The sequence below is a fragment of the Tildeniella sp. genome, assembly GCF_059505325.1.
This window is the reverse complement of the sequence record NZ_JCACKI010000077.1, coordinates 112,496-134,229: the sequence shown is the minus strand read 5'-3', so window position 1 is coordinate 134,229 and position 21,734 is coordinate 112,496. Positions and strand designations below refer to the sequence as shown.

At 50.5% G+C, this 21,734-nt stretch carries 22 protein-coding genes; 7 read left to right on the top strand and 15 right to left on the bottom strand.

Translation table 11 applies throughout. The features are described 5' to 3' along the window. Window positions 1-11: 11 nt before the first annotated feature. The 3 genes from secG to AC5JO6_RS29495 are packed head-to-tail and all read left to right on the top strand — an operon-like array spanning window position 12 to window position 1,871. A complete protein-coding gene (gene secG, locus AC5JO6_RS29505; protein WP_496084615.1) occupies window positions 12-245 on the top strand; it encodes a preprotein translocase subunit SecG in 234 nt (77 codons plus the stop codon). 44 nt (window positions 246-289) lie between these two features. Continuing rightward, window positions 290-1,210 (top strand): peptidase, encoded by a 921-nt coding sequence (locus AC5JO6_RS29500; RefSeq protein WP_496084614.1) that lies wholly within the window; start codon window positions 290-292, stop codon window positions 1,208-1,210. A 22-nt stretch (window positions 1,211-1,232) separates the two neighbouring features. Continuing rightward, a complete protein-coding gene (locus AC5JO6_RS29495) occupies window positions 1,233-1,871 on the top strand; it encodes a Uma2 family endonuclease (RefSeq protein ID WP_496084613.1) in 639 nt (212 codons plus the stop codon). Window positions 1,872-1,888: 17 nt separating this feature from the next. On the opposite strand, the gene malQ is transcribed toward AC5JO6_RS29495, so the two are convergent. Then, on the bottom strand, window positions 1,889-3,424 hold the full coding sequence (malQ, locus tag AC5JO6_RS29490) for a 4-alpha-glucanotransferase (protein ID WP_496084612.1): 1,536 nt from the start codon (window positions 3,422-3,424) through the stop codon (window positions 1,889-1,891). A 91-nt stretch (window positions 3,425-3,515) separates the two neighbouring features. Here malQ and AC5JO6_RS29485 point away from each other — a divergent pair, with 91 nt between their 5' ends. After that, window positions 3,516-3,947 carry an NUDIX domain-containing protein gene (locus AC5JO6_RS29485; protein WP_496084655.1) on the top strand — a complete coding sequence of 144 codons (432 nt, stop codon included), beginning with the start codon at window positions 3,516-3,518 and terminating at the stop codon, window positions 3,945-3,947. Window positions 3,948-4,042: 95 nt separating this feature from the next. Then, window positions 4,043-4,429 (top strand): RidA family protein, encoded by a 387-nt coding sequence (locus AC5JO6_RS29480; protein ID WP_496084611.1) that lies wholly within the window; start codon window positions 4,043-4,045, stop codon window positions 4,427-4,429. A gap of 120 nt (window positions 4,430-4,549) precedes the next feature. Here AC5JO6_RS29480 and AC5JO6_RS29475 read toward each other — a convergent pair whose 3' ends face one another. The 4 genes from AC5JO6_RS29475 to AC5JO6_RS29460 form a co-directional block, all read right to left on the bottom strand. Continuing rightward, complete coding sequence (locus AC5JO6_RS29475; RefSeq protein ID WP_496084610.1) at window positions 4,550-5,770, bottom strand: STAS-like domain-containing protein; 1,221 nt, start codon at window positions 5,768-5,770, stop codon at window positions 4,550-4,552. A 30-nt stretch (window positions 5,771-5,800) separates the two neighbouring features. Next, window positions 5,801-6,766, bottom strand: coding sequence for a DnaJ C-terminal domain-containing protein (locus AC5JO6_RS29470; RefSeq protein ID WP_496084609.1), 966 nt, complete (start codon window positions 6,764-6,766; stop codon window positions 5,801-5,803). Between the two features lie 140 nt (window positions 6,767-6,906). Further along, on the bottom strand, window positions 6,907-9,339 hold the full coding sequence (gene dnaK, locus AC5JO6_RS29465; RefSeq protein WP_496084608.1) for a molecular chaperone DnaK: 2,433 nt from the start codon (window positions 9,337-9,339) through the stop codon (window positions 6,907-6,909). Between the two features lie 126 nt (window positions 9,340-9,465). Then, window positions 9,466-9,609 (bottom strand): hypothetical protein, encoded by a 144-nt coding sequence (locus tag AC5JO6_RS29460; protein ID WP_496084607.1) that lies wholly within the window; start codon window positions 9,607-9,609, stop codon window positions 9,466-9,468. Between the two features lie 5 nt (window positions 9,610-9,614). Here AC5JO6_RS29460 and AC5JO6_RS29455 point away from each other — a divergent pair, with 5 nt between their 5' ends. After that, window positions 9,615-10,505, top strand: coding sequence for a bestrophin family protein (locus tag AC5JO6_RS29455; protein WP_496084606.1), 891 nt, complete (start codon window positions 9,615-9,617; stop codon window positions 10,503-10,505). Window positions 10,506-10,643: 138 nt separating this feature from the next. On the opposite strand, the gene AC5JO6_RS29450 is transcribed toward AC5JO6_RS29455, so the two are convergent. The 9 genes from AC5JO6_RS29450 to AC5JO6_RS29410 form a co-directional block, all read right to left on the bottom strand. Continuing rightward, window positions 10,644-12,242, bottom strand: a complete 1,599-nt coding sequence (locus AC5JO6_RS29450; protein ID WP_496084605.1) for a peptide ligase PGM1-related protein — start codon at window positions 12,240-12,242, stop codon at window positions 10,644-10,646. Between the two features lie 131 nt (window positions 12,243-12,373). Continuing rightward, complete coding sequence (locus AC5JO6_RS29445) at window positions 12,374-13,141, bottom strand: MBL fold metallo-hydrolase (RefSeq protein ID WP_496084604.1); 768 nt, start codon at window positions 13,139-13,141, stop codon at window positions 12,374-12,376. 130 nt (window positions 13,142-13,271) lie between these two features. After that, window positions 13,272-13,871 carry an anthranilate synthase component II gene (locus tag AC5JO6_RS29440; RefSeq protein ID WP_496084603.1) on the bottom strand — a complete coding sequence of 200 codons (600 nt, stop codon included), beginning with the start codon at window positions 13,869-13,871 and terminating at the stop codon, window positions 13,272-13,274. Window positions 13,872-14,121: 250 nt separating this feature from the next. Beyond that, the gene (locus AC5JO6_RS29435) at window positions 14,122-14,586 is read right to left on the bottom strand and encodes a diacylglycerol kinase family protein (RefSeq protein ID WP_496084602.1); all 465 of its coding nucleotides are present in this window, start codon (window positions 14,584-14,586) and stop codon (window positions 14,122-14,124) included. Window positions 14,587-14,748: 162 nt separating this feature from the next. Further along, window positions 14,749-15,303, bottom strand: coding sequence for an rRNA maturation RNase YbeY (ybeY, locus tag AC5JO6_RS29430; RefSeq protein WP_496084601.1), 555 nt, complete (start codon window positions 15,301-15,303; stop codon window positions 14,749-14,751). Window positions 15,304-15,341: 38 nt separating this feature from the next. Further along, window positions 15,342-15,497 (bottom strand): DUF3285 domain-containing protein, encoded by a 156-nt coding sequence (locus AC5JO6_RS29425; protein ID WP_496084654.1) that lies wholly within the window; start codon window positions 15,495-15,497, stop codon window positions 15,342-15,344. Between the two features lie 292 nt (window positions 15,498-15,789). Continuing rightward, window positions 15,790-17,109 (bottom strand): glycosyltransferase, encoded by a 1,320-nt coding sequence (locus AC5JO6_RS29420; RefSeq protein WP_496084600.1) that lies wholly within the window; start codon window positions 17,107-17,109, stop codon window positions 15,790-15,792. A 216-nt stretch (window positions 17,110-17,325) separates the two neighbouring features. Then, window positions 17,326-18,439, bottom strand: a protein-coding gene (prfB, locus tag AC5JO6_RS29415) for a peptide chain release factor 2 (protein WP_496084599.1) whose coding sequence is annotated in 2 segments (ribosomal slippage) — window positions 17,326-18,366 and window positions 18,368-18,439 — 1,113 coding nt in all. Because the reading frame shifts where the segments join, the coding sequence is not laid out codon by codon here. Between the two features lie 228 nt (window positions 18,440-18,667). Then, complete coding sequence (locus AC5JO6_RS29410; RefSeq protein ID WP_496084598.1) at window positions 18,668-19,396, bottom strand: Bax inhibitor-1/YccA family protein; 729 nt, start codon at window positions 19,394-19,396, stop codon at window positions 18,668-18,670. Between the two features lie 277 nt (window positions 19,397-19,673). Here AC5JO6_RS29410 and AC5JO6_RS29405 point away from each other — a divergent pair, with 277 nt between their 5' ends. Continuing rightward, complete coding sequence (locus AC5JO6_RS29405; RefSeq protein ID WP_496084653.1) at window positions 19,674-20,456, top strand: RNA polymerase sigma factor SigF; 783 nt, start codon at window positions 19,674-19,676, stop codon at window positions 20,454-20,456. Window positions 20,457-20,623: 167 nt separating this feature from the next. On the opposite strand, the gene AC5JO6_RS29400 is transcribed toward AC5JO6_RS29405, so the two are convergent. After that, window positions 20,624-21,523, bottom strand: coding sequence for a 4-hydroxybenzoate solanesyltransferase (locus AC5JO6_RS29400; protein WP_496084597.1), 900 nt, complete (start codon window positions 21,521-21,523; stop codon window positions 20,624-20,626). Between the last annotated feature and the right edge of the window lie 211 nt (window positions 21,524-21,734).

The window sequence follows — 21,734 nt, the reverse complement described above, 5'->3', positions numbered from 1 at the left end:
AGGGTTTCACGATGACGCTTAACTATGTTCTGGAAGCGATCTGGGCGCTTTCTGCTCTGGGTCTGATTATTCTGGTGCTGCTGCATAGCCCCAAAGGAGATGGGTTAGGCGGATTGGGCGGTCAGGCGCAGCTTTTTACCAGCACGAAGAGCGCTGAAACCACGCTGAACCGAGTCACATGGGCACTCACCGTGATTTTTATGGGTCTCACGGTTGTTCTCAGCGCCAACTGGTTGCCCAGGTAGAGTCCAATGTCGGCTAAGGCTCAGGGAAACTTTGTAGGCGGCTTATGAAGTTTAGGCGATGGGTTAGTTGGGGACGATCGCCCGCCAAAGTGGTGCAAACATTCCCACTTCTAGCTGTCCTTGGAATCGTTCTAGCACTCGCTGCCCACCTGCTGGGTAATTTTCCACTCAGCGCACAAGCAGCCTTTGCCGATCAGCCCGCGCAGACGATCGCCCAGAACCCTGCACCCGATTTCCCGCTACAGCCTCACCCGCTGCCGTCAACGCTGGCGCAATGGCATAGCCCCAACGCGGGCGATTATTTTGATCAAATTGAAGTGGTGCCCGTAGGCTATTTGGTCTGGACACGGTTCCCGGTAACGGTTTACATTCAGCCACCAACTGCAACAGAGCTTGCGCGTCCCTTTACGGCTCAGCGATCGCGCGTTTGGATTGCGGCTGTATCACAAGCAGTACAAGAGTGGAAGCGCTACTTACCGCTAACCCTGGTTGATCAAGCTGATGGAGCAGATATTACAGTTTTGCGATCGCCCCCTCCGTTACAGGTTGAAGCATCCCCAGCACCGAATCAGGACGATGTCTCTGGGCAAATACAACGCAACCCGCGACCAACTCTACAGATTGGGCGGGCGCGATCGGCATTAACAAGCTACAAAGTCTACGCCAAGAGCTTATCTAAAGATGCTGGATCGAAGCCGATGCTGGCTCATCGCTGCACGATTCAGCTTCGTCCTGACCAAGCACCGCAGTATCTACAGGCAGCCGCCCGACATGAGTTGGGTCACGCGATCGGCATTTGGGGGCACAGTCGATCGCAATCCGATGTCATGTACTTTGCTCAGGTACGTCAGCCACCACCCATTTCTGCAAGAGACTTGAATACGCTCAAGCGGATCTACGAACAGCCAACACGTCTGGGTTGGTCGTTAGCTGAATCAGTTAAGATGACCAAAAGCAGCTCATAGCTATGACTCGAAGGGCACACCGATGAGTAACCTGACCACTCAACTACCGACTGATACCTGGGTCGTTGCGTCTTGGGACGAGTACATCAAGCAGATCGAAGACCCTGCGTATGAAAAAGCGAAAGGGTATTACTACAACGGTCAAATGAGGGTTGAGATGCTACCTGTTGGCTCTGACCATTCTTGCGATCACGCAATGCTAATTTTCGCAATTACTCTTTTTGCAACGCTACGAGGTATCCCGCTTACTGCAAGAGATAACTGCACCTACCGCAAAATTGAGAGTCGGGAGTGTCAGCCAGATATTTCGTACTATGTCGGCGATCGCGCACGCCTGATCCCACGCGGTACGTCAATTATCGATCTAGATCGCTATCCCGCTCCAGACTTAGCAATTGAAGTTGCCGATAGTTCACTACTGACTGATCAGGGCGCAAAGCGGTTACTGTACGAAGATTTGCAGGTTGCAGAATACTGGGTTGTCGATGTGCAGAAAGCTCAAATTCTTGCCTACAGTGTTGCCGATCGCGGCAGCAAGCGCATTGATGTCTCCCAGGTGTTACCAGGACTGGCGATCGCGCTTTTAGAAGACACCTTGCGCCACAGTCAGGAAGCCGATCAAACGCAAGCAGGAGCCTGGTTGTTAAGCCAACTTCAGTGAATCAATGACACTCTGCTTCAGGTGATTGGAGCGCGACCAAAAAGTTTAGTAAGGGTTTTGAGGCGATCGCTCGTTTCTCCGTTGAGCGCACCACCATGATAACGCCACTGCCAGTTGCCTTCATTCGTACCAGGAAAATTCATCCGTGCTTCTGTACCTAAACCGAGAACATCCTGAAGCGGGATGATGGCAAGATTCGCAACTGAACTGAGCGCTAGTCGAATGAGATCCCATTGAATGCCATCAGGACTCACACTGCCCAGATAGTTCCAAACATTGCCCTTCTCGTAATCAGAGAGCTGATTGAACCAGCCAATCGTGGTGTCGTTGTCATGAGTGCCTGTATAGACAACGCAGCGATGAGGGTAGTTGAACGGTAAGAATGAATTGGTAGCGTCAGAGCCAAAGGCAAAATGCAGCACCTTCATACCTGGAAACTCAAACTCATCGCGCAGTGCTTCCACTTCGGGCGTGATGACACCCAAATCTTCAGCTAGAATCGGCAGCCTGCCCAATTTTTCACGTAACACTTCAAAGAACTCCTTGCCCGGGGCTTTTAGCCACTCCCCATGTAGAGCAGTCTCTTCGCCTTGTTTGACTGCCCAGAATGCTTCAAAGCCTCGGAAATGATCGATGCGTATCAAATCCACATAGTCCAACATGGCGCGAAACCGTCCGACCCACCAGCGGAAATCAGAGTTTTGTAAATGCTCCCAATCGTAAACAGGATTGCCCCACAGTTGCCCGGTCGCGCTGAAGTAGTCGGGCGGCACACCTGCCATTAACGCAGGCTCACCTGTTTCGACATCCAGGCAGAAGTTTTCGGGATTTGCCCACACGTCAGCACTGTCATGGGCGACGTAGATGGGAATGTCACCAATAATTTGAATTCCCTTGGCGTTGGCGTAGTGCTTAAGGTCAGACCACTGATGGAAAAACTCATATTGCAGGTACTTCTGGTAAAAGATTTCAGCCGTTAGACGGTGGCGACATTCTTCGAGTGCATCGGGTTTGCGCCATGCGATCGCGGGTTCCCAGGTATGCCAGCTTGTACCACTCAACGTTTGCTTCAACGCCATAAAGAGCGCGTAGTCCTCTAACCAATAGGCTTTGTTCTCACAAAACGCCTCAAACTGCTGCTTTTGCTCATCGCTGGCACAGTTTTTAAAGTTTTCGCACGCCTTCTCTAGCAGTCCCATTTTGACTGGGGCAACCTGATCAAACTGGACGCGATCGCTGGCAAAATCTGGTAATCCGTTGAAATCAGCTTCGTTGAGCAACCCATTGTCTCGCAAGCGTTCTGGGCTAATTAGCAACGGGTTGCCCGCCAGCGCTGAGTAACACATGTACGGCGAGTTGCCAAAGCCAGTCGGTCCCAACGGCAGCACTTGCCAAAGCTGCTGTCCTGTTTCAGCCAGAAAATCGACAAATTCACGAGCCTGATAGCCTAAATCGCCGATGCCAAAGCGACTGGGAAAGGACGTTGGATGCAATAAAATACCACTTGCTCTGAAGGGTGCCGCAGAAGCGTGTGAGTCGGAAGAACCAGTCATTACGTTAGGGTAAAGTGGGAGTGCAATCGGCGTTGGTTTGACTCTATCATGGTGTTCCAAGGTTAAAACCTATCGGATGAAAGACCTGACTGTGGCGTACCGTAACCCAACTCCGACTGTTGACCTCATCATTGAACTGACCGATCGCCCACATCGACCGATCGTGCTCATTGAACGGCTGAATCCACCGTATGGTTGGGCACTCCCCGGCGGTTTTGTCGATTATGGAGAAGCTGTAGAAACGGCTGCCCGACGAGAAGCCAAGGAAGAAGTTGGCTTGCGGGTTGAACTCATTGAACAGTTTAATGTGTATTCTGATCCCAACCGCGACCCGCGTCAGCATACTCTAAGCATTGTATTTCTGGCGATCGCGCAAGGAGAACCAAAGGCAGGCGATGATGCCAAGCATCTGGACGTGTTTGAGCCGTGGCGGCTACCAACGAACCTGTGTTTTGATCACGATCGCATTCTGCGGGACTATTGGTGCTATCGGCACTACGGCATTCGACCGGGAGTGGTGTAGGAAAGGCTAAGGGATAAAGGCTAAGAGATAAAGGCTAAAATCAGCTTGCCTTCAACTTTTTATCCTTCAGCATTCATCCTTTATCCTTCTTTCCTATGCCTCGTGAAATTATTCGTACCGATCGTGCCCCTGCTCCTGTAGGTCCTTACAACCAAGCGATCGTTGCCAGTGGTCGCTTCATCTTTGTAGCAGGGCAAATTCCACTAAGCCCGACAACGGGCGAAATTGTGGGTGCAGATGTGGCAGCGCAGACTGAGCAAGTGTTCGCTAACCTGAAGGCGATTTTAGACGCAGGTGGAGCAACCTTGACTGATGTCGCAAAAACTACCGTGTTCCTGAAAGACATGAATGATTTTGCAGCGATGAATGCCGTTTATGCAAAACATTTTGATGCCGCGATCGCGCCTGCCCGCGCATGCGTTGAAGTGGCTCGCCTACCCAAAGATGTTCTGGTCGAAATTGAGTGCATTGCAGTGGTCTGAACAATCTACTTCCGAACGTCTATGCACTCACCGGACACAGATGAATTTGGCATCTTGGCTAACCATATTAAGTCATTCAGATGTAACGCGATTGCTACACTGCATAGCTTTGAGAATCTTTTAGCTAACACTTAGACGTTGAAAAACGGAGCGATTAGTAATTGCTTGTATAGTCTCGTTCATACCGGACAGCCGAAAACGTTGTGTAAATCCAATAAACCCATATTCAACTACGAGTTTGCCGATTAATTCATCTGCAAATGAAGAAGATATTAATGAAACACCATTGAAATCTAAAACAATCACAGAAGTTGTCTGATTAGATATGTTGATGATTTCGTTTCGTATTGCGACACCAGACTGCCGTGTGCCAGTTCCTGAGCTTTTTTCAGTGAGTTTATAAACTACGTTATTTCTTTCGTCTTCAAGATTTTCAATACGAAAGTTTACTGGTTCATAGCCACCTAAAGCATTGGCAATTGAAATTCCTTTATCAAAGTCAATTTGGAAATCAACAGTAGTACAATTGTTTTCGGAGCTAAGGTATGGAACAGTAGTTGATGTTTTCGTTTCATGAACTCGTATGCCGACGAAACCTGAACCTGAAGTAATATTGAGCAACCCTGAATTTGAACGGACAATATTGTTTAACCCCCACATACCGTTACCTTGTCCAATATTTTTATCGCGGGTAATTCCTTCCTTAAGTGAAATAGTGATTGCATCTACTGCATTAGTCGGCGCATGCATTGAAGTGCGGAGTGAGTTGAGAATACCTTGTCCGTGATCGTAGATGCAAACTGCCATATGCTGCGATGTACTGTGAATTTGCCCCATGACATATCCGTGTGTTGTGGCTGCGTGCTGCAAGACGTTATCCATGATTTCGTTCAAACACCATTCGATTCCCTGAATTACCCCTCCTTGACAAACAGCAGAACGCGACACAGCATCAAGATACGCATCGACAAGAGAATTAACTTCTTCTGCACTAGAGAATTTCCAGACCACATTAAGTGGAAATCTGCGGTGGGTATCATCAGATTCAACAACAGAAGGCGCAAGCGTTTTTGTACGTGAGAGAAAATCAGGAACGTTATTGTATGTGAATGAAAACCTCCGGTTTTCTTTGTAATACTCAATTAGTCCTGCGAATGGTGCACAAACGTTTGGATAAACACCTTCGATGTTAGAGAAGTCTAAAACGAAATCTGTATAGCCACACTCATTACCCTGATAAATTGCTCGAATAAAATTGCCAATAACAAACGGCGAGCTCAGCGACAGGATAGTAAGAATGTTAGCGTTTCGATTTACAGTGGCAGGAATTTCTGATGGCATAAAGTATCAAACCTTGCTGTAAACAACCTGTTACACAGGGAGATCAGCGCGGGGATTAAACGTTTCGAGTTGACGAAGTTTTTCGTATAGGTCGCGTTCCTGTTGGCTTGGGTCACGCGGCACCATAATTTGAATTTCCACAATTTGGTCACCACGCCTACCGTTAGTGGTGGGATAGCCTTTGGCAGCGAGTCGCAGGCGTTGCCCGGTTCGCACACCCGCCGGAATGGTCATTTTGACTAAGCCATCCAGAGTGGGGACTTCAAGCTGACCACCTAAAACGGCTTCGCTGGGCGTAACGGGTAATAAACATTGAATATCAGAGCCTTCCAACCTGAAGAACGGATGAGGCACAACGTCAATTTTGAGGTAAAGGTCGCCGCCTGCAATACCCTGTCCCGTCAATCGGAGGCGCTGTCCTGTTACCATTCCGGCTGGCATCTTGACTTCGAGCGATCGCCCATCTTCTAGCTTAACCCTCTCCTGCCCACCTGTATAAGCTTTCTCCAGTGGCACATCTAGGCGTGCTTCGGCATCGCGACGAGTAGCACGCGGTACGGTATAGGTTGTTTTCGTTGTACCAGGCTGGTAGTAATCGCGGGTGCTGGTGCGAGATGAACTGGTATCTTTGTTTGCACGACGATTCAAGAGTTGATCGACAAAGCTGTTGAAGTCGGCAAATTCACCAAAATCAACATCGTCGCCCGTGCGATCGCTGCGCCCATCCCAGCCGCGTGACTTTGGCGGTTGCCCACCCTTAAAGCCTCGCTGCTGCCAGAACTTACCGAACTGGTCATACTGAGCGCGTTTAGTGGGATCAGAAAGCACTTCATACGCTTCATTGATGTCTTTAAATTTCTCTTCTGCCTGCTTGTTTCCAGGGTTTAGATCGGGGTGAAATTGCCGCGCCAGTCGCCGAAATGCCTTCTTGATCTCGTCAACAGTCGAGTCTCTGGCAACTCCTAGAATGTCGTAATAGTTCCGAAAGTCTTGCATGTAAGTCCGTGAATAGTTGTTAGTTGTTAGTTGTTAGTTGTTAGTAAATTGCTAAGAATTAACAGCTAAAACTGAGTTTTATTGATGCTTAGCTGTTAGAAATAAATGCTAAAAACTAACAACTAATGACCAAAAACTGCTCAAAGCCACTCATCTTCTTCATCCCAGTTATCTTGATAAAGGTTGGGGCGGGCATTTTTAGGTGGACGAGAGGGGCGACGATCGCTGCGATCGGTAGGGCGGGAGTCAGCGGGAGGACGCGGCTCACTGCGAGGGGTACTGCCTTCGGGGTAGGGGGCACGCGGCTCATTGCGAGGTCTGCCAGCGTCGCGGCTGCGCTCACTATCATAACCGCGCTCGTCGTCGTAGCGAGAACGTTCAGTAGGGCGTTCATCAAAGCGATCATTTGGGCGATCGATGGGTCGTTCTCTCGTCCGATCGTCAGGGCGACGAGTATCAAGACGATCGTCATCCCAGGATGAATTGCTGGCACTTGAGTCTCGTCCAGCGTACCTGCTGGCGCTGTACCGATCGCCAGTGTCGCGTCGATCGTCCGAATAGTAGGGACGATCACGATTCCAGGAGTCGGGTCGTTCCGTAGCCCCACCGCTATAAGGAGTACGGGGGGAGTTAGGACGGCGAGACGCACCACCAAAATTATCGTAGTCGCGCCGATCGTCCTCGTAGTAGTCGTCATCGTCATCGGTAAAGAAGCTTTTGATGGCTCCAAAGATGCTGTCGTTCTCTTCGTCTTCTTTGTTGCGCTGGTAAACTTCGCGGCGCAGATCGTACAGAGCATCATCCAGATCGGCTTTGGCACGATCGATACCGCGATCGTCGTTCTGGGTCAAAGCCTCGCGTAGCAATTGAATGGTGCGTTCGATTTTAGACCGATAGCTGCTGACAAACTGCATCCCAAAATCCAGGGTTGCTTCTCGCAGTTGGCGCTCTGCCTGAAGAATTTGAGATTCTGCCTGGTTGCGCTTCTCGACTTTTTCCTTTTTCTGGCGATCGACATCCGCATATTCCTGCGCCTCACGCATCATGCGCTTCACTTCGTCTTCGCTAAGCGTTGAGGCATCCTGGACGGTGATGCTTTGTTCGCGTCCAGTGGTGCGTTCCATCGCGGCAACCTGCAAAATGCCGTTGGCATCAATGTCGAAGGAGACCTGAATTTGAGGGAGACCGCGTGGTGCAGGCGGAATGCCCACAAGCTTAAAACGCCCGATCGACTTGTTACCTGCTGCCATATCTCGTTCGCCTTGCAGGACGTGAACTTCCACTAGCGTTTGATTATCTTCCCCGGTAGAGAAAATATCGGAGCGGCGAACAGGAATAGTGGTGTTGCGAGGAATCAGCTTTTTCATCACGCCACCAACGGTTTCTAACCCTAGCGAGAGGGGCGTAACATCCAGCAGCAAGATGTCTTTCACCTCGCCAGCCAGAATGCCTGCTTGAATGGCAGCGCCCACCGCAACCACTTCATCGGGGTTCACGTTCTGGTTTGCTTCGCGATCGATGAGACTCCGTACAAGTTGCTGGATCACTGGAATGCGGGTAGAACCACCGACCAGCACTACTTCATCGATTTGACTCGGACTCAGGTTGGCATCACGAATTGCCTGCTTGACAGGGTTCCGCACCCGACCGATCAAATCACTGCACAAGCCTTCAAATTGCGATCGGGTCAGGCGCGTCTCCAGGTGTTTTGGACCGTCTTCTGTCGCCGTGATAAAGGGCAGGTTGATATCGGTGACAGTCACACCCGACAGCTCGATTTTAGCTTTTTCAGCCGCTTCGCTAAGGCGTTGCAGTGCCTGACGATCGCGCCGCAAATCCACCCCTTCGGTTTCTAAAAACTGCTCTGCCAGCCAATCCACAATCTTTTTGTCGAAGTCATTGCCACCGAGTTGCGTATCGCCGCTGGTCGCTTTAACTTCAAACACACCGTCGCCCACATCCAGAATGGACACGTCAAAGGTGCCGCCGCCCAAGTCAAACACGAGAATGGTTTGGCTCTCGCGGCGATCGAGTCCATACGCCAGAGATGCAGCAGTCGGTTCGTTTAAGATGCGCTTCACTTCTAGCCCTGCAATACGTCCGGCATCGCGCGTTGCCTGTCGTTGAGAATCATTAAAGTAAGCAGGGACTGTAATAACCGCATCCGTAACAGGTTGCCCAAGGTAGCGGCTTGCCTCATCCACCAGCTTTTGCAGCACCATCGCAGCAATTTCTTCAGGAGCAAATTCTTTTTGCAGACGAGGGCACTTGAGCTTGATGTTGCCCATATCGTCTTTACGAACGGTGTAGGGCACGCGCTTAGATTCTGGGCTAAGTTCTGCATACTTGCGCCCGATGTAGCGCTTCACGGCGTAGAACGTATTCTGTGGGTCAGAAATTGCCTGTCGTCGTGCAAGTTGACCCACCAGGCGTTCGCCATCTTTGCTAAAGCCAACGACTGATGGCGTTGTTCGCATCCCTTCGGCATTGGCGATCACGACTGGCTTGCCGCCTTCCATTACAGCGACCACTGAGTTGGTGGTTCCCAGGTCAATGCCGACTACCTTGCCCATGCGTCTCTGATCTCCCGTAAGCTGCTGGCGCGACGTACTTTTACTGATACGTTATGTTGAGTTTATTCTATCGTGTGGATGCAGCAGACCCCGGTAATTGCTGTGAGGAAGGTGTGTAAATAGCTTTCAGCTTTCAGCTTTCAGCTTTAAGAAGTCCATCCTCTCAGCACTGGAGCCTTCGTTGAAGCTTTCAACTTCTGACCGCTGACCGCTGACCGCTAAAAGCTGACGGCTGACCGCTCTCTCAAACCACAAACTTTTTTTTAACAAACCCTATGGCTAGCGAACGCAAGCAATGGTTTCAAACTGCCTTTCAAATCAAAGGGTCAGTCATTCCATCGATTTTAGGGCGAACGGTACTTTGTGGTCTGTTTGGAGTCGTCATTTCGGTACTGTTTTACCTTAGGCTACCCGTAGCGATGCCAACGTTAGCCAGTCTGATTCCTAACATTGTGCTGGGACTGCTGCTCGTCTTCCGGACAAATACGGCGTATGAGCGCTTTTGGGAAGGACGGAAGTGTTGGGGCACATTGATCAATACGGTGCGTAACCTGTCGCGCCAAATTTGGCTGGCGATCGCCGTTGCAACCCCAGAAGCCCGTCACGAAAAAATCGTGGTGCTACGAATGCTAGTTGCCTTTTGCGTTGCCACCAAGCTGCATTTGCGGCAGGAAGCCATCAACGATGAGCTAAATGTACTCTTGCCGCCTGCAAAATACGACACGCTCAAAAAGATGCATCATCCACCCCTGGAAATTGCGTTCTGGATTGGGGACTACTTGCAGCAGGAGTACGAGCAAGACCACCTGAACGCCTACCAGCTCAGCGCTATGCACAAGTTGCTTGATACCCTTGTCGATATGCTGGGAGCCTGCGAACGCATTCTCAAAACACCGATGCCGATCGCGTATGCTATTCACCTCAAGCAACTGTTGCTGCTCTACTGCCTGTCTCTGCCCTTTCAAATGGTAGAAAGCGTTGGTTGGTGGACTGGTCCAGTCGTGATTCTCATCAGCTTTACCCTCTTCGGCATTGAAGAAATTGGCATCGAAATCGAAAATCCGTTTGGACGTGACCCTAATGATTTGCCCCTGGACACCATTTGCGATACGATGCTCCGCAACATTGAGGATTTGATCACTCTGGCTCCGGGCGAGGCGGGATAAAGGCTGAGGGATAAAGGATAAAAAGGTTTGGGTTTGAGGCTTGAGTTAGTTCAAGTTCCCCTACCCCCTTTATGCCCCTGACGACTAACTACTGATCACACTTTTAGCCTTTAACCTTGATCCTTTAGCCTTCTCCCCTTACCATCCCATCGGCAACCCTACGAATGCCGATCGCGCCTCCTCGCTCGCCCATCCTGTCTCCTCGTCTAGCGCACGGGTGAGGCGATGGTACATTTCCTCTGCCTGCTGGGGCGAATTGCCAATGCTCGTTACACCCACCTTGCCAAACTCTGAAAGGCAACCCATCAGGTGAAAAACAGTGCCGGTTTCAGTGCTGGTATCAAAGTGAAGCTGGTGCTGGGCGATAATATCCATTAAGTCGTTGGGCAGCAGCCCGCGATAGCGCTCTTTTTGCAGGTTGTCTGTAGCGACGTAGTACTTCGGTCTCCCCTGCTGGCTATAGAACAAACCACTCGAAAGGTCATAACGCCCATTAGTCAGAAACTTCAGCGTCATGAAGGGATGGGTAGTGCCACCTTTGCGAAGGTTGATTTCGATCGCCTGAATATCCCATTCTGGTTTTCCTGGTTCATCGGGTTGATGCACCGCCACAAAATCGACACCAAAGCGTTCCATTGCCCCTTTGGCAGCAAGATTCTTCCCGATCCGCAGACCCAGATCCTGCAAGCGCAATCGGTAGGCTTCATCGGCGGGAAAACTACAGCCCAGATAAATCTGTCCGCTGGGTCCACCAAGAATTTGATCGTGTGTAGAAAGGATTTCCACTTCACCAGTCGGCGTGATTCTGCCCTGGACGCTGGGCGATCGCTTCTCCTCACCTTCTAGAAACGCTTCAACGATCGCGCCCAACTCGGCAATGCGGTTGCTGAAGTTGTCCCACGTTTCTGCTTTTGCTTCAAACTTGAGGGAGCTAAACTGTTCGTGTAGAGCCTTCACTCGCGCTTCAAAGTCTGCTGCACCTGGTTCTACCGCTTGCAGTGGACGCAAATCCAGAATGGCGTTTCCTTCGCCTGAAAAGCCCTCATTCAGCTTCACGACCATCCGCTTGAGCGTTGGCTGACGCTCCCAGAGTGCCGCTGCTGCTACTGCCAGTTCGTCAGCATTCCAGAGGCTATTGCTGCCGTCGGGGTAGGGTACTTCAGCTTCGGCAAAAATCTTGCGACTGCCGCTCTTAGTACCCCATTGCAGTAACGCTGGATCGAGCGCATAGAGGGGAATATCGAGCTGAACCGACAAATCTCGTTCCGCCTTAGTGGAGTTGTAGCAGATCATGTAAGCGCGATCGTGCTGTACCGCTTGCCGAATGCGCTCGATTAAGCGGGGACGATCCAGGATTTTCTGGCTCAAGGGATCGAGTGACGAATCGTAGGTTGATAGCAACAACAGGCGATCGCGGGCATGAGAAAATGGAATGCCTGGTAACAGTTGCAGATAGTAATCGATGACGCTGGGATGTAGCGGCTGGGAGGTGATATAAACCAGCCGCGTACGAGGATTCCGCAGCCGAATCAGCGAGAACAACAGGCGTTCTTCGTAGTGATGCACCCCCTCAATCTTGAGCAATTCCCTCTGATCAAGGCTGAGCGATGGAATCACCACGATATCGGCATCGCTGCTGTCAAAGCGTTCGACGGTGTGCCAGCGATCGCGCAACTGCATTTGGAGGTCGTGAAACCGCGCCGCCAACTCCACGTCAGAAAGAGTTTTCGTTTGCATCACTAGTTTTCCACCGCACTCTCAGTAGTCTTTATTAAAGACATCTTAAGCGAGCGCGCTAGAAAAGCCGTCTGTTTAACGATGGACTTAGAAAAGCTGCCTGTTTAACGATGGACGGCTTACCGCTGGGCTTAAAACTGATAGTTAAAGACCTGAATCGCCATTCCCTCTTTGGGCACGTCAGATGAGCGCAAACTCACCGTGTCCCCACCTCGACGTACAGGAGTGCCGCTCATTAGGGAAAGAAATTGATCCACACCAACGCTGTCACAGTCCTTGGTTGCCTTCGTGCGGTAATGGGTTGGCACGATTAGCTTTGGGTTCAACACCTGAATTGCCTGCTTAGCCTCTGCTGGTGTGTACACATTGGGTCCACCTCCGATCGGGACAAACAGCACGTCCGGGCGACCCATGAGAATTTTCTGCTCCAGGGAAATGGGCGCAGCAATGCCACCCAAATGCAGCAGGTTCAGTCCACCCTGTTTCCACTGCCACGCCACGTTCGTGCCAAAGCGCTTTCCACCGAGGCGATCGTGCTCCGTCCGAATGCCTTGAATACGCTTTTTATTGAACTGATACACCCCTGGTTCGTACAGCAGCCGAGGATTGCCTGGCACAACGTCCACTGCTCCTTCATCCAGAAGTTGGCTGCTAATCAGCACAATTTCAGCCGCTACCTTCGGCGGACGGTAACTAGCAGTGCAACCCAACGATCGAAACGGGTTGACGAGAATCCGCCGCCCATCGCCTGTGAAGAGAAAGCACGAATGCCCCAGCCACTTCACGGAAAGACTACCCCCCGTCTGAGCGCTGTAGCCCTGCCAACTAGACGTTACTCCCAAACCCACTGTAGACAGTAAGCCTGCCCCTGCATAGCGCATTAACTGCCGCCGTCTCATAAGCTCCTCTCACCAAAACCATCACAAACGAGTGTCGAGTGTTGAGTATTGAATCAACAGGCAGTTGGCATCTGCTTTCTAAACACCAACGACCAAAAATTAACTCAAAACTTTTAACTCTCGACTGTAACTAACCCTGACTGACGATCGACGCTAAAAAGTTCCTTAGTAGCTGCTTACCTGAGGCAGTAAGAACACTTTCGGGATGAAACTGAACGCCTTGAACATGGGGATAGTGCCGATGGCGCACACCCATGATCGTACCGTCGTCCACCCAGGCAGTAATTTCTAACACTTCAGGACACGCCTGCCGATCAATCACCAAACTATGATACCGGGTTGCGGTCAGTGGATTTTCTAATCCTTGAAAAACGCCCGTACCCGTATGGTGAACTGGGGACGTTTTGCCATGCATCAGCATCGGCGCAGCCACGATTTTGCCACCAAACACTTGCCCGATACTTTGATGTCCCAGGCAAACGCCCAAAATCGGCACGGTTGAACCCAACGCCTCAATAATCGACTGCGAAATGCCTGCATCCTCTGGGCGACCAGGACCCGGTGAAATGACGATCGCCGCTGGTTGAAGCTGACGAATGTGCGCTAACGAAATCTGGTCGTTGCGATAAACCTGCACATCTGCTGCTACTGGAAACTCAGCCCCTAGCTCTCCCAAATACTGCACAAGGTTATAGGTAAAGCTGTCGTAGTTGTCGATTACAAGAATCATCAGAAAGAATATTGGGTCTAAAAACGAGAGTCGCTCACTCCTAGTAGAGCATAAGTAGGTAGGTCTAATTAAATGTAAAACCTGTGTAGGTTGGGTTGAGGCACGAAACCCAACGCTCGCATGGGTTACGCTGTCGCTCTTGTATGACGGAACGGCTTTACCCATCCTACATTTGATTCCAACCCCCTACTTACTGCAAACAAAAATGTGGTTCACTGTCGCAGAAGCGCTGTCTGTAGCGGTGCTGGTACTAAAGCAGATGCTTCACTAAAAGCCATAGTTTCGGTAGCAGGAGCGAACTGGCAACACAAACCGCTGCAAGGGATGAAACGAGCACCGCTGCCGCCGCACAGTCTTTAGCAATCTTAGCAAGCTCATGGTAAGACTGTTTCACTGTCAGGTCAACGACTGACTCCAGAGCTGTATTCAGCAGTTCCATCGCTAGAACAGCACCGATCGTTAATCCAACGACGGACATCTCCACTGCACTAAGGTGCAGAAAAAGACCTAACCCGATCGCAAACGTGCCAACGAAAACATGCACTCGAAAGTTGCGTTGCGTTTGAAACGCATAGCTCACACCAGCCCAAGCATATTTAAAGCTAACCAGTAGACTCGGCGCAACCTGCCACGAAAGGTCTCGGTTTAGCGCTGCGATCGGCACCACTTGACCATTCGCACGATCAGGAGTTTGGGCTTGAATTTCAGGAGGCATACACCACAAGGAGAAAGAACCGTGAAGCGACTCAAAGGTATTAACGCACTGTTACTAATACTCTATAGAACCACAGTAAAGATCGATACTTCATCAAGATAAATACCGCTAAGCTAAGCCTCAGTTAGCCCCTAGCCTAAAGCTTAAGGACTACGAAGAATTCTATCCGGTCTTGCCGTTAAGACCAACGATCTCAAGCAAAACTTGCTGTTGCTTTAACATTCGGTTCAGGCTCTCTTCATCAGGATGATCCCAACCCAGTAGGTGGAGTAGCCCATGTGCAGCCAGCCACGCTAGTTCCACATCCAACGAATGTTCCTGCGCGTTTGCCTGCCGTTGTGCTGTGCCCACCGAAATCACAATATCTCCCAGGTACAGCGGTAGTGTAGACTGAAGCGCCTGTGGTTGTACGAGAGCTGATTCGAGAGCCGCAAAAGCAAGCACGTCTGTTGACTGGTCTTGCTGACGATACTGATGATTTAACTGCTGCATCTCACGATCGCCCGTTAGACGTAGGCTTAGCTCATAAGACTCAATGGGAGAAAGGTTCGGCTGCAAGGCGACTAGCCAGGCTTGGAACCAATCTTCCCAAAGCTCAGTCGCAACCGGGCAGGGTAAGGCAGTGAGATCACCCGCCCAATCTCGACGATCGTCATCGCTTAACTCGCCATCGCCTGCCTCACGGCTGCATCCCTGCACGCAGATTTCAACATCCACGGTAAAAATTCCCTCTTGCAACGTTCTGTTCTAGAGCATCAACGGGTCAAGTACGCCAGTCCCACAAAGAATGCTAGAAGACCGATCGTCGTCAGGGTGAAGTGTTGGAGCGAAAGACCGCGTTTACGCACCATATTTCGCATGGCAAGCTTCACGTAGCTTGGTTTCGGCTCAGTCGTCACTGTTGCCCGGATGCTGGTTGCATCTGTGTCAGTTAATGGCGCACCGTCTTCAGCCGTTGGTTCCGCCTGCACAGTGCTTGGCTCAGGTGCGGTTTCGGCAGGCTCAGAAAGGTTAGATTCAGAGCTGGCATTCTGGGTTTCCATGCGAAGTTGCGTTGATGACCTTACCCATCAATAGTAGCAAGCCTTTCATAGATACATATTTTTAGTAGACCGATCATCAGGGACGACGATCGTGCAAGAGAGGCTCAGACCCCTTCAAGAACACCTTAGCCCTCAAGCTTGAATCCCGAGGAACTGCCCATCAGCCTAGATGCGCTTTCATCAACTCACTGCGCTCACGGAAGACACCCTCAGAACTGAATCGCTTCCCGTTTTCACCCGCTTGCTGAATCAGACGTGCAAGATGAGAGCGATCGCGCGCTAAGGTGGCAAGCAAATCGCCCAGAAGTTCCCACTGTCCAACGGGCACAAACTCGCCACCACCAAATTCTTTTGCGAGATCTTCAGCATAATCACTTCGATAACCAACAATGGGAGTGCCGCTGATCAGTGATTCGATCAAGCAGCGCGGCGACTCTGATGTAATGTGTGTGAACAGCATTAAATGAGATTCACGAATTTTCTGAAGCAGCTTATCGCGATCGCTCTCAAAGCCAACTAGCTCAATGACTGAACTCAAACCACGCTCGGTAATCATGCGCTGCATCTCGTCTAGCAGGCTGCCAGCACCTAACCATGTCGCCTTTAAGCCAACACCTAAACGGTGTGCTCTTTCGACCGCTTTAATCCAATCGAGAGGGGCTTTCATCGGCTCCATCCGACCTGCGTAGCAAAGGTGGATCGTTTGCTCTGTCATAACGCGGCTCACTTTTGCAGCGAGTGCTGCTGGGGCAATCACGTCTAGTGCGTTGGTATGAATATCATGGATCAAGAAGCTGTTGCTACAGAGCGGGCTATAGGCTGAGTAACAGTCTGCCCCATGCCATAGACCCAGTGCGGCTCGCCGAATAATCCAGGCATTATACTTTTCCATCAGGACTGAAAAGACGAGAGCTTTCAAGCGCTTTGGCAGTGCCTCATCTTTTGCAACTTGCAGAATATGCTTGTGTTCAACCCAATCAGTATGAATGGCGTAGGCTCGTTTTTGCTGATGCGCCGCGATCGCAGCCACTGCTGCCCAATCACCGATCAATCCACCGATGCAAAACTGCAAATAGCGACTGCGCTCAACCAGTTGACCTAACAAAACCTGAGTTGAGCGATAGTGAGAGAGAAAAAGGGGAATTGAATATGCCCAGGGTAAGGGCACAAATTCAAAGCGCTGAGGATCTGCCAGCGTTGCCGTATCGCGCCAGACGATTGTTTTTTGCTGTGCGACCAGGGGTTCTGGCATCAGTAACGCTGCAACAGTGACAAAGCCAAAGTTATCCGCCCACTGCTCTAAACCATTGCACGCTTGTGCTTCAAAAAATAATTGACCATCGACCGATCGAAAGGGCACCGGAAGTACCAGTAACATCCCTTTTCTTGCATCTTTAGCTGAGGCGTTCGACTCTTTCGCTAAATCCATAGAGTGAATCGAGTCATCTACATCTAACTGATGTCTAGCAAGATTAGCCATAATGCGCCCAGCTTAAAGGTTCGAGTAAAATGGGGGGTCGTGATACAGACTCCTTTGCGTAAGCTATCAAATTTGTTAGGGTGCGTAAACTTTCAACCTCTAGACTTCATGGATTGTGCAATCAGGCTTTGCAAAATCTTTATCTGTCTAAACGGCATCGGCATTGATCTCAGCTACTACGCGTTGGTTTAAGCGACAAGTGTTTGAGCGCATAACTCAAACGTCAACAAGTTGAGATTCCTGACGTAGATAAGCCTGAATAAATGGATCAAGCTCGCCATTCATGACATCCGTGATGGCTGTGGTCTCAACACCTGTGCGGAGGTCTTTTACCATTTGATAGGGATGGAAGACATAGTTGCGGATCTGATTGCCCCAAGCGGCTTCGACTATATCACCACGAATATCGGCGATTTCCTTCGCCTTTTGCTCCTGAGCAACAATCAGCAGCTTTGCTTTGAGAATAGCTAGGGCTTTCTCTTTATTTTGCAACTGCGATCGCTCCTGCGTGCAACGAACCGCGATCCCCGTGGGAATATGCAAAATGCGCACGGCTGTTTCAACCTTGTTGACGTTCTGCCCTCCTTTGCCACCTGCACGCGTGGTGGTGATCTCCAGATCCTTAGCGGGAATGTCAAGCTGCACAGAGTTGTCGATGAGCGGCATGATTTCTACGCCCGCGAAACTCGTTTGGCGCTTATCGTTTGCATTAAAGGGCGAGATGCGAACCAGGCGATGGGTTCCTTTTTCCGATCGCAGATAGCCATAGGCATAGCGCCCGTCAATCTCCAGGGTGACAGACTTGATCCCGGCTTCGTCGCCGTCCGATCGCTCCACTTCATGCACTTTGTAGCGATGATCTTCTGCCCACCGAAAATACATGCGAAGGAGCATTTCAGCCCAATCTTGAGCGTCAGTGCCACCAGCACCAGCGTTGATAGTTAAAACCGCGCCTTTCTGGTCGTAGGTGCCAGACAACAGTTGCTGTAGTTCCCACTGGTCAAGCTCGTGGCTGAGTTGAGTGACGTTTGACTGCGCTTCCTCCAGCAGAGACGCATCCTCCTCCAGCTCTAGAAGCTCCAGTACGGCTCTGGCATCATCCAGGTTTGCCTGCCATTGATCAAGCTGCTGGATATGAGCTTTGAGGTCGTTTAGCTCTTGTAGCGTTTGCTGAGCGCTGGTCTGGTCGTCCCAAAACGCTGGTTGTGCGGCAACTTGTTCTAAATCTTGAATTTTGGCTGTGAGGGCGGGTACGTCAAAGGTAGTCCTGAGTTTTACCCAGGCGCTCAGATAACAGTTCGACTTCTCGTTTGATTTCGAGGGCTTCCATTGCGATCGTTACTCATAAAACAGGTGGATCACCAGTTTAGTGTGAATTCTCGTGCAGAGGCACAAAGTGAGCTGACAAGGCTAACGAAAAAACCGAATTTCTTGACGAGACAATACCGCTTGAGCGTCAAGGTCGCGTTTAGAAACTCGGTTTCTCTAAAATTTCTCGAAAACTCGTTACAGCTTTGTAACAGAATATAACGAGAGAACTACCTGGCATTTTGTGCGGTTAGCGCCGTCCATTTAAGGCAATCAGCAACCGCAGGATAAAGACAAACAGGTTGATGTAGGTCAGATACATTGAAAGCGCAGCAGGCAAGTACTGATCGTCCCGGTAGGTGCGCGGAAGAATGTAAAAGTCTACGACAGCGGCTCCAGCAAACAGAAGTACGCCAATACCTGAGATGGCAACTTCTAAAAATGTAGGCGTGTAGATGCCGAAGAAGCTCAACCCAAACTGCAACAGCACAACAACAAAGAGGGCAATAATGCCGAGACGAACCGTTTTGGCGAGCGCCATACCGTCCGCATCGCTTAGGTTGGAGCCAATCTGACGACCAGCGATGAAAGCGATCCCGCAACCAAGTGCGGCAATGCCAACACCTGTAATACCGACTCCTTCGGTTCTCAGGGCGATCGAAACCAGACCGCTAAGCGTGTAGCCTGACAGCAGACTGTAAGTAGCCAGCAGCGGTAAGGCAACCGCGTTATTACCTTTAGAGGCAACATTAGACGCGACGAAGAAAAGAATGAGTTCCAGAACCACTGCGCCAATCACTGTGGGAAAGAAGATTTCTGGATTATTCTCTAAAACTTTGAGACCACCCAACGTGCCTGCTGCCGTCAGAATGAGTCCGCCACCCAGCCAGGGCAGCGCGTTGGCAATGACGTTAGGACCAACGAGGGCGTGACCTTTAGCCTCACGCATGGCTTGCCGAAAGTTACTGGTATTGCTCACGTTACTTTCTCTCGCTTTAGAAACAGTAATGGATTGTCATACTCTCTATTTTCGCCTGAATTTTGGGAAACCGACCCAGGAAAAACTGAGATTTCGCCGCTGCGATCGCTGTTTTTCTGTAGAGAGCAGTTTGGCTATCAGCTCAAGGGGTTTACGTGTTTATGCCGAACCTTCATCGCAACCTCCTTCGTCAATACCGTAGATCGACGATGGTTGTAACCCCTTTCTCTGAAGAACAATAAGCTCAACTCTAGAAGTGAAAGGTGACCTGCAAATGATGACTACTCAACCTTCGATTCGTACCCGCGGTATGGAATTGCTGATGTCTTACTATCAGCATCCTTCGGTTAAAGTTCGCAACCAACTGGTGCAGTTAAACGCAGGCTTGGTGAGAAAGATTGCCCATCGCGTTAGCCACCAGTGCGCTGAACCCTATGAAGATCTCGAACAAATTGGTTACCTGGGCTTAATTCGCGCGATCGAACGCTTTAATCCACATCAAGGTTGTGCGTTTAGTTCCTTTGCGGTGCCTTACATTCGCGGTGAGATGCTGCATTTTCTGCGCGATCGCAGCGGTACAGTTAAAATTCCCCGTCGCTGGCAACAACTCAACAAAGAAGGTCAACGCGTACGTGAAGCATTGGTAGAAGAGACGGGTCGTCAGCCTACAGATGACGAAATTGCTACAGCATTAGGCGTAACGGTCATTGAATGGCGTGAAAGCAAGCTAGCCACGAAGAACCGCCTACCGCTTAGCCTGGATGCTACCATCTGTCAGCAAATTGACTCGCCCATGACGCTCGGTGACACGCTGCCTGATGCCCACTATCAAACGCTACAAATCCTGGAAGAAGATCGGCAGCAGCTTCAGCGGGCATTGAATCAGTTAGAGGACAAGACACGGCAGGCGATCGAATTTGTGTTCATCAAAGATCTCTCCCGCAAAGAAGTGGCTGAACAGATCGGTGTCAGCCCGATGACCGTCACGCGCCGTATCCACCGTGGCATTCAGCAGATGGTCACGCTCCTTCAACCCCAAGTGTTACAGACCGATCCCTAAGCCTTAAACGCTTCATTGTTCGGTTACGCTTTCACTAAGTAACTAGTATCCTGTGCTGGATTGGCTGCCGCTGATCCAGCTTTTTAGTGGCTGTCTGAAGTCAGAAGAGTTTTTGGTTGTTAGTTGTTAGTTGTTAGAAGAACTTAGGAGTCAGGAACGTTCAAAACTCATCCCCTCGCGCCCAGGATCATGCCAACTAGTAGCACAAAGCCGATCGCCACATTTTGCTTAAAGAGTTGGGCATAAAGGCGATGGGGAATCGTTTTCTGGCAGAGACGGTAGTATTGCCAAGCCCAGAGCATAGCGGCGATCGTGAGCGTGAGCCAGAATGCTACCCCCAGCAGCATCACAATGCCTAAGCTTGCTAGACAGGCAACAGTACCAGCAAAAAAGCTGCCTACCGCGTGAGACACGTACGTACCGAAGAAGAGGGCACCCGATTTGATGCCAATGCGGCGATCGTCGTCGCGATCGGACATGGCATACACGATATCAAATCCAAGCGTCCAGAGCACGGTTGCACCCCATAAAAGCCAGGTGGCGTTGCCTAGACAGGGTGTGGGGGCAGCGATTGCGTTGCAGCTAACAGCACTCCAGCTAATCAGAACTGCAAAACCCCAGGCGATCGCTAGCACCAACTGCGGCATGGGAAAAATGCGTTTTGCAAGTGGGTAAAGAACAATGACAGGCACGGCTGCTACGCAGAGCCAAAAGGTGAGCGGATTGAGATAGAGCGACAACCCCCAAGCACAGCCAAAGGCAACGAGTGCAACGACTAGACCAACCTTGACAGAAAGGTCGCGCGCAGCTAAAGGTCGACTGCGGGTACGCTGCACCTTGGGATCAATGTCTCGATCCCAAAGATCATTAACGACGCAACCTGCTGCACTGGTAGCAAGAGCACCTAAAACAACGACTCCTACCAGCAGTAACGGTGGCTTGCCTCGTGCTGCAAGAACCACTGCCCACAGAGCTGGAAGCATTAAAATCAAGCGACCTTCTGGTTTATCCCAGCGGAGAAGCCGAACTATTGCCAACCAAGTTGGGGTGTGGCGTTCAATCGTCATGATGGGGAATGGGGAATGGAGAGTGGTTGGTCAACGGTTTGATATAGAAGTCAGAATTAGCATGAGACTCAGAACTCAAATTGACACATCGCTTTTCACTTCTTCCAATGAGCGAGGTAAGGTGAAGCGATCGCACGACGATCGTTGCAGATTTTGGCGGTCTTTAGCCCATCACCCTTTCGCTCTCGCTTGCCGACTACTTAACTTTATC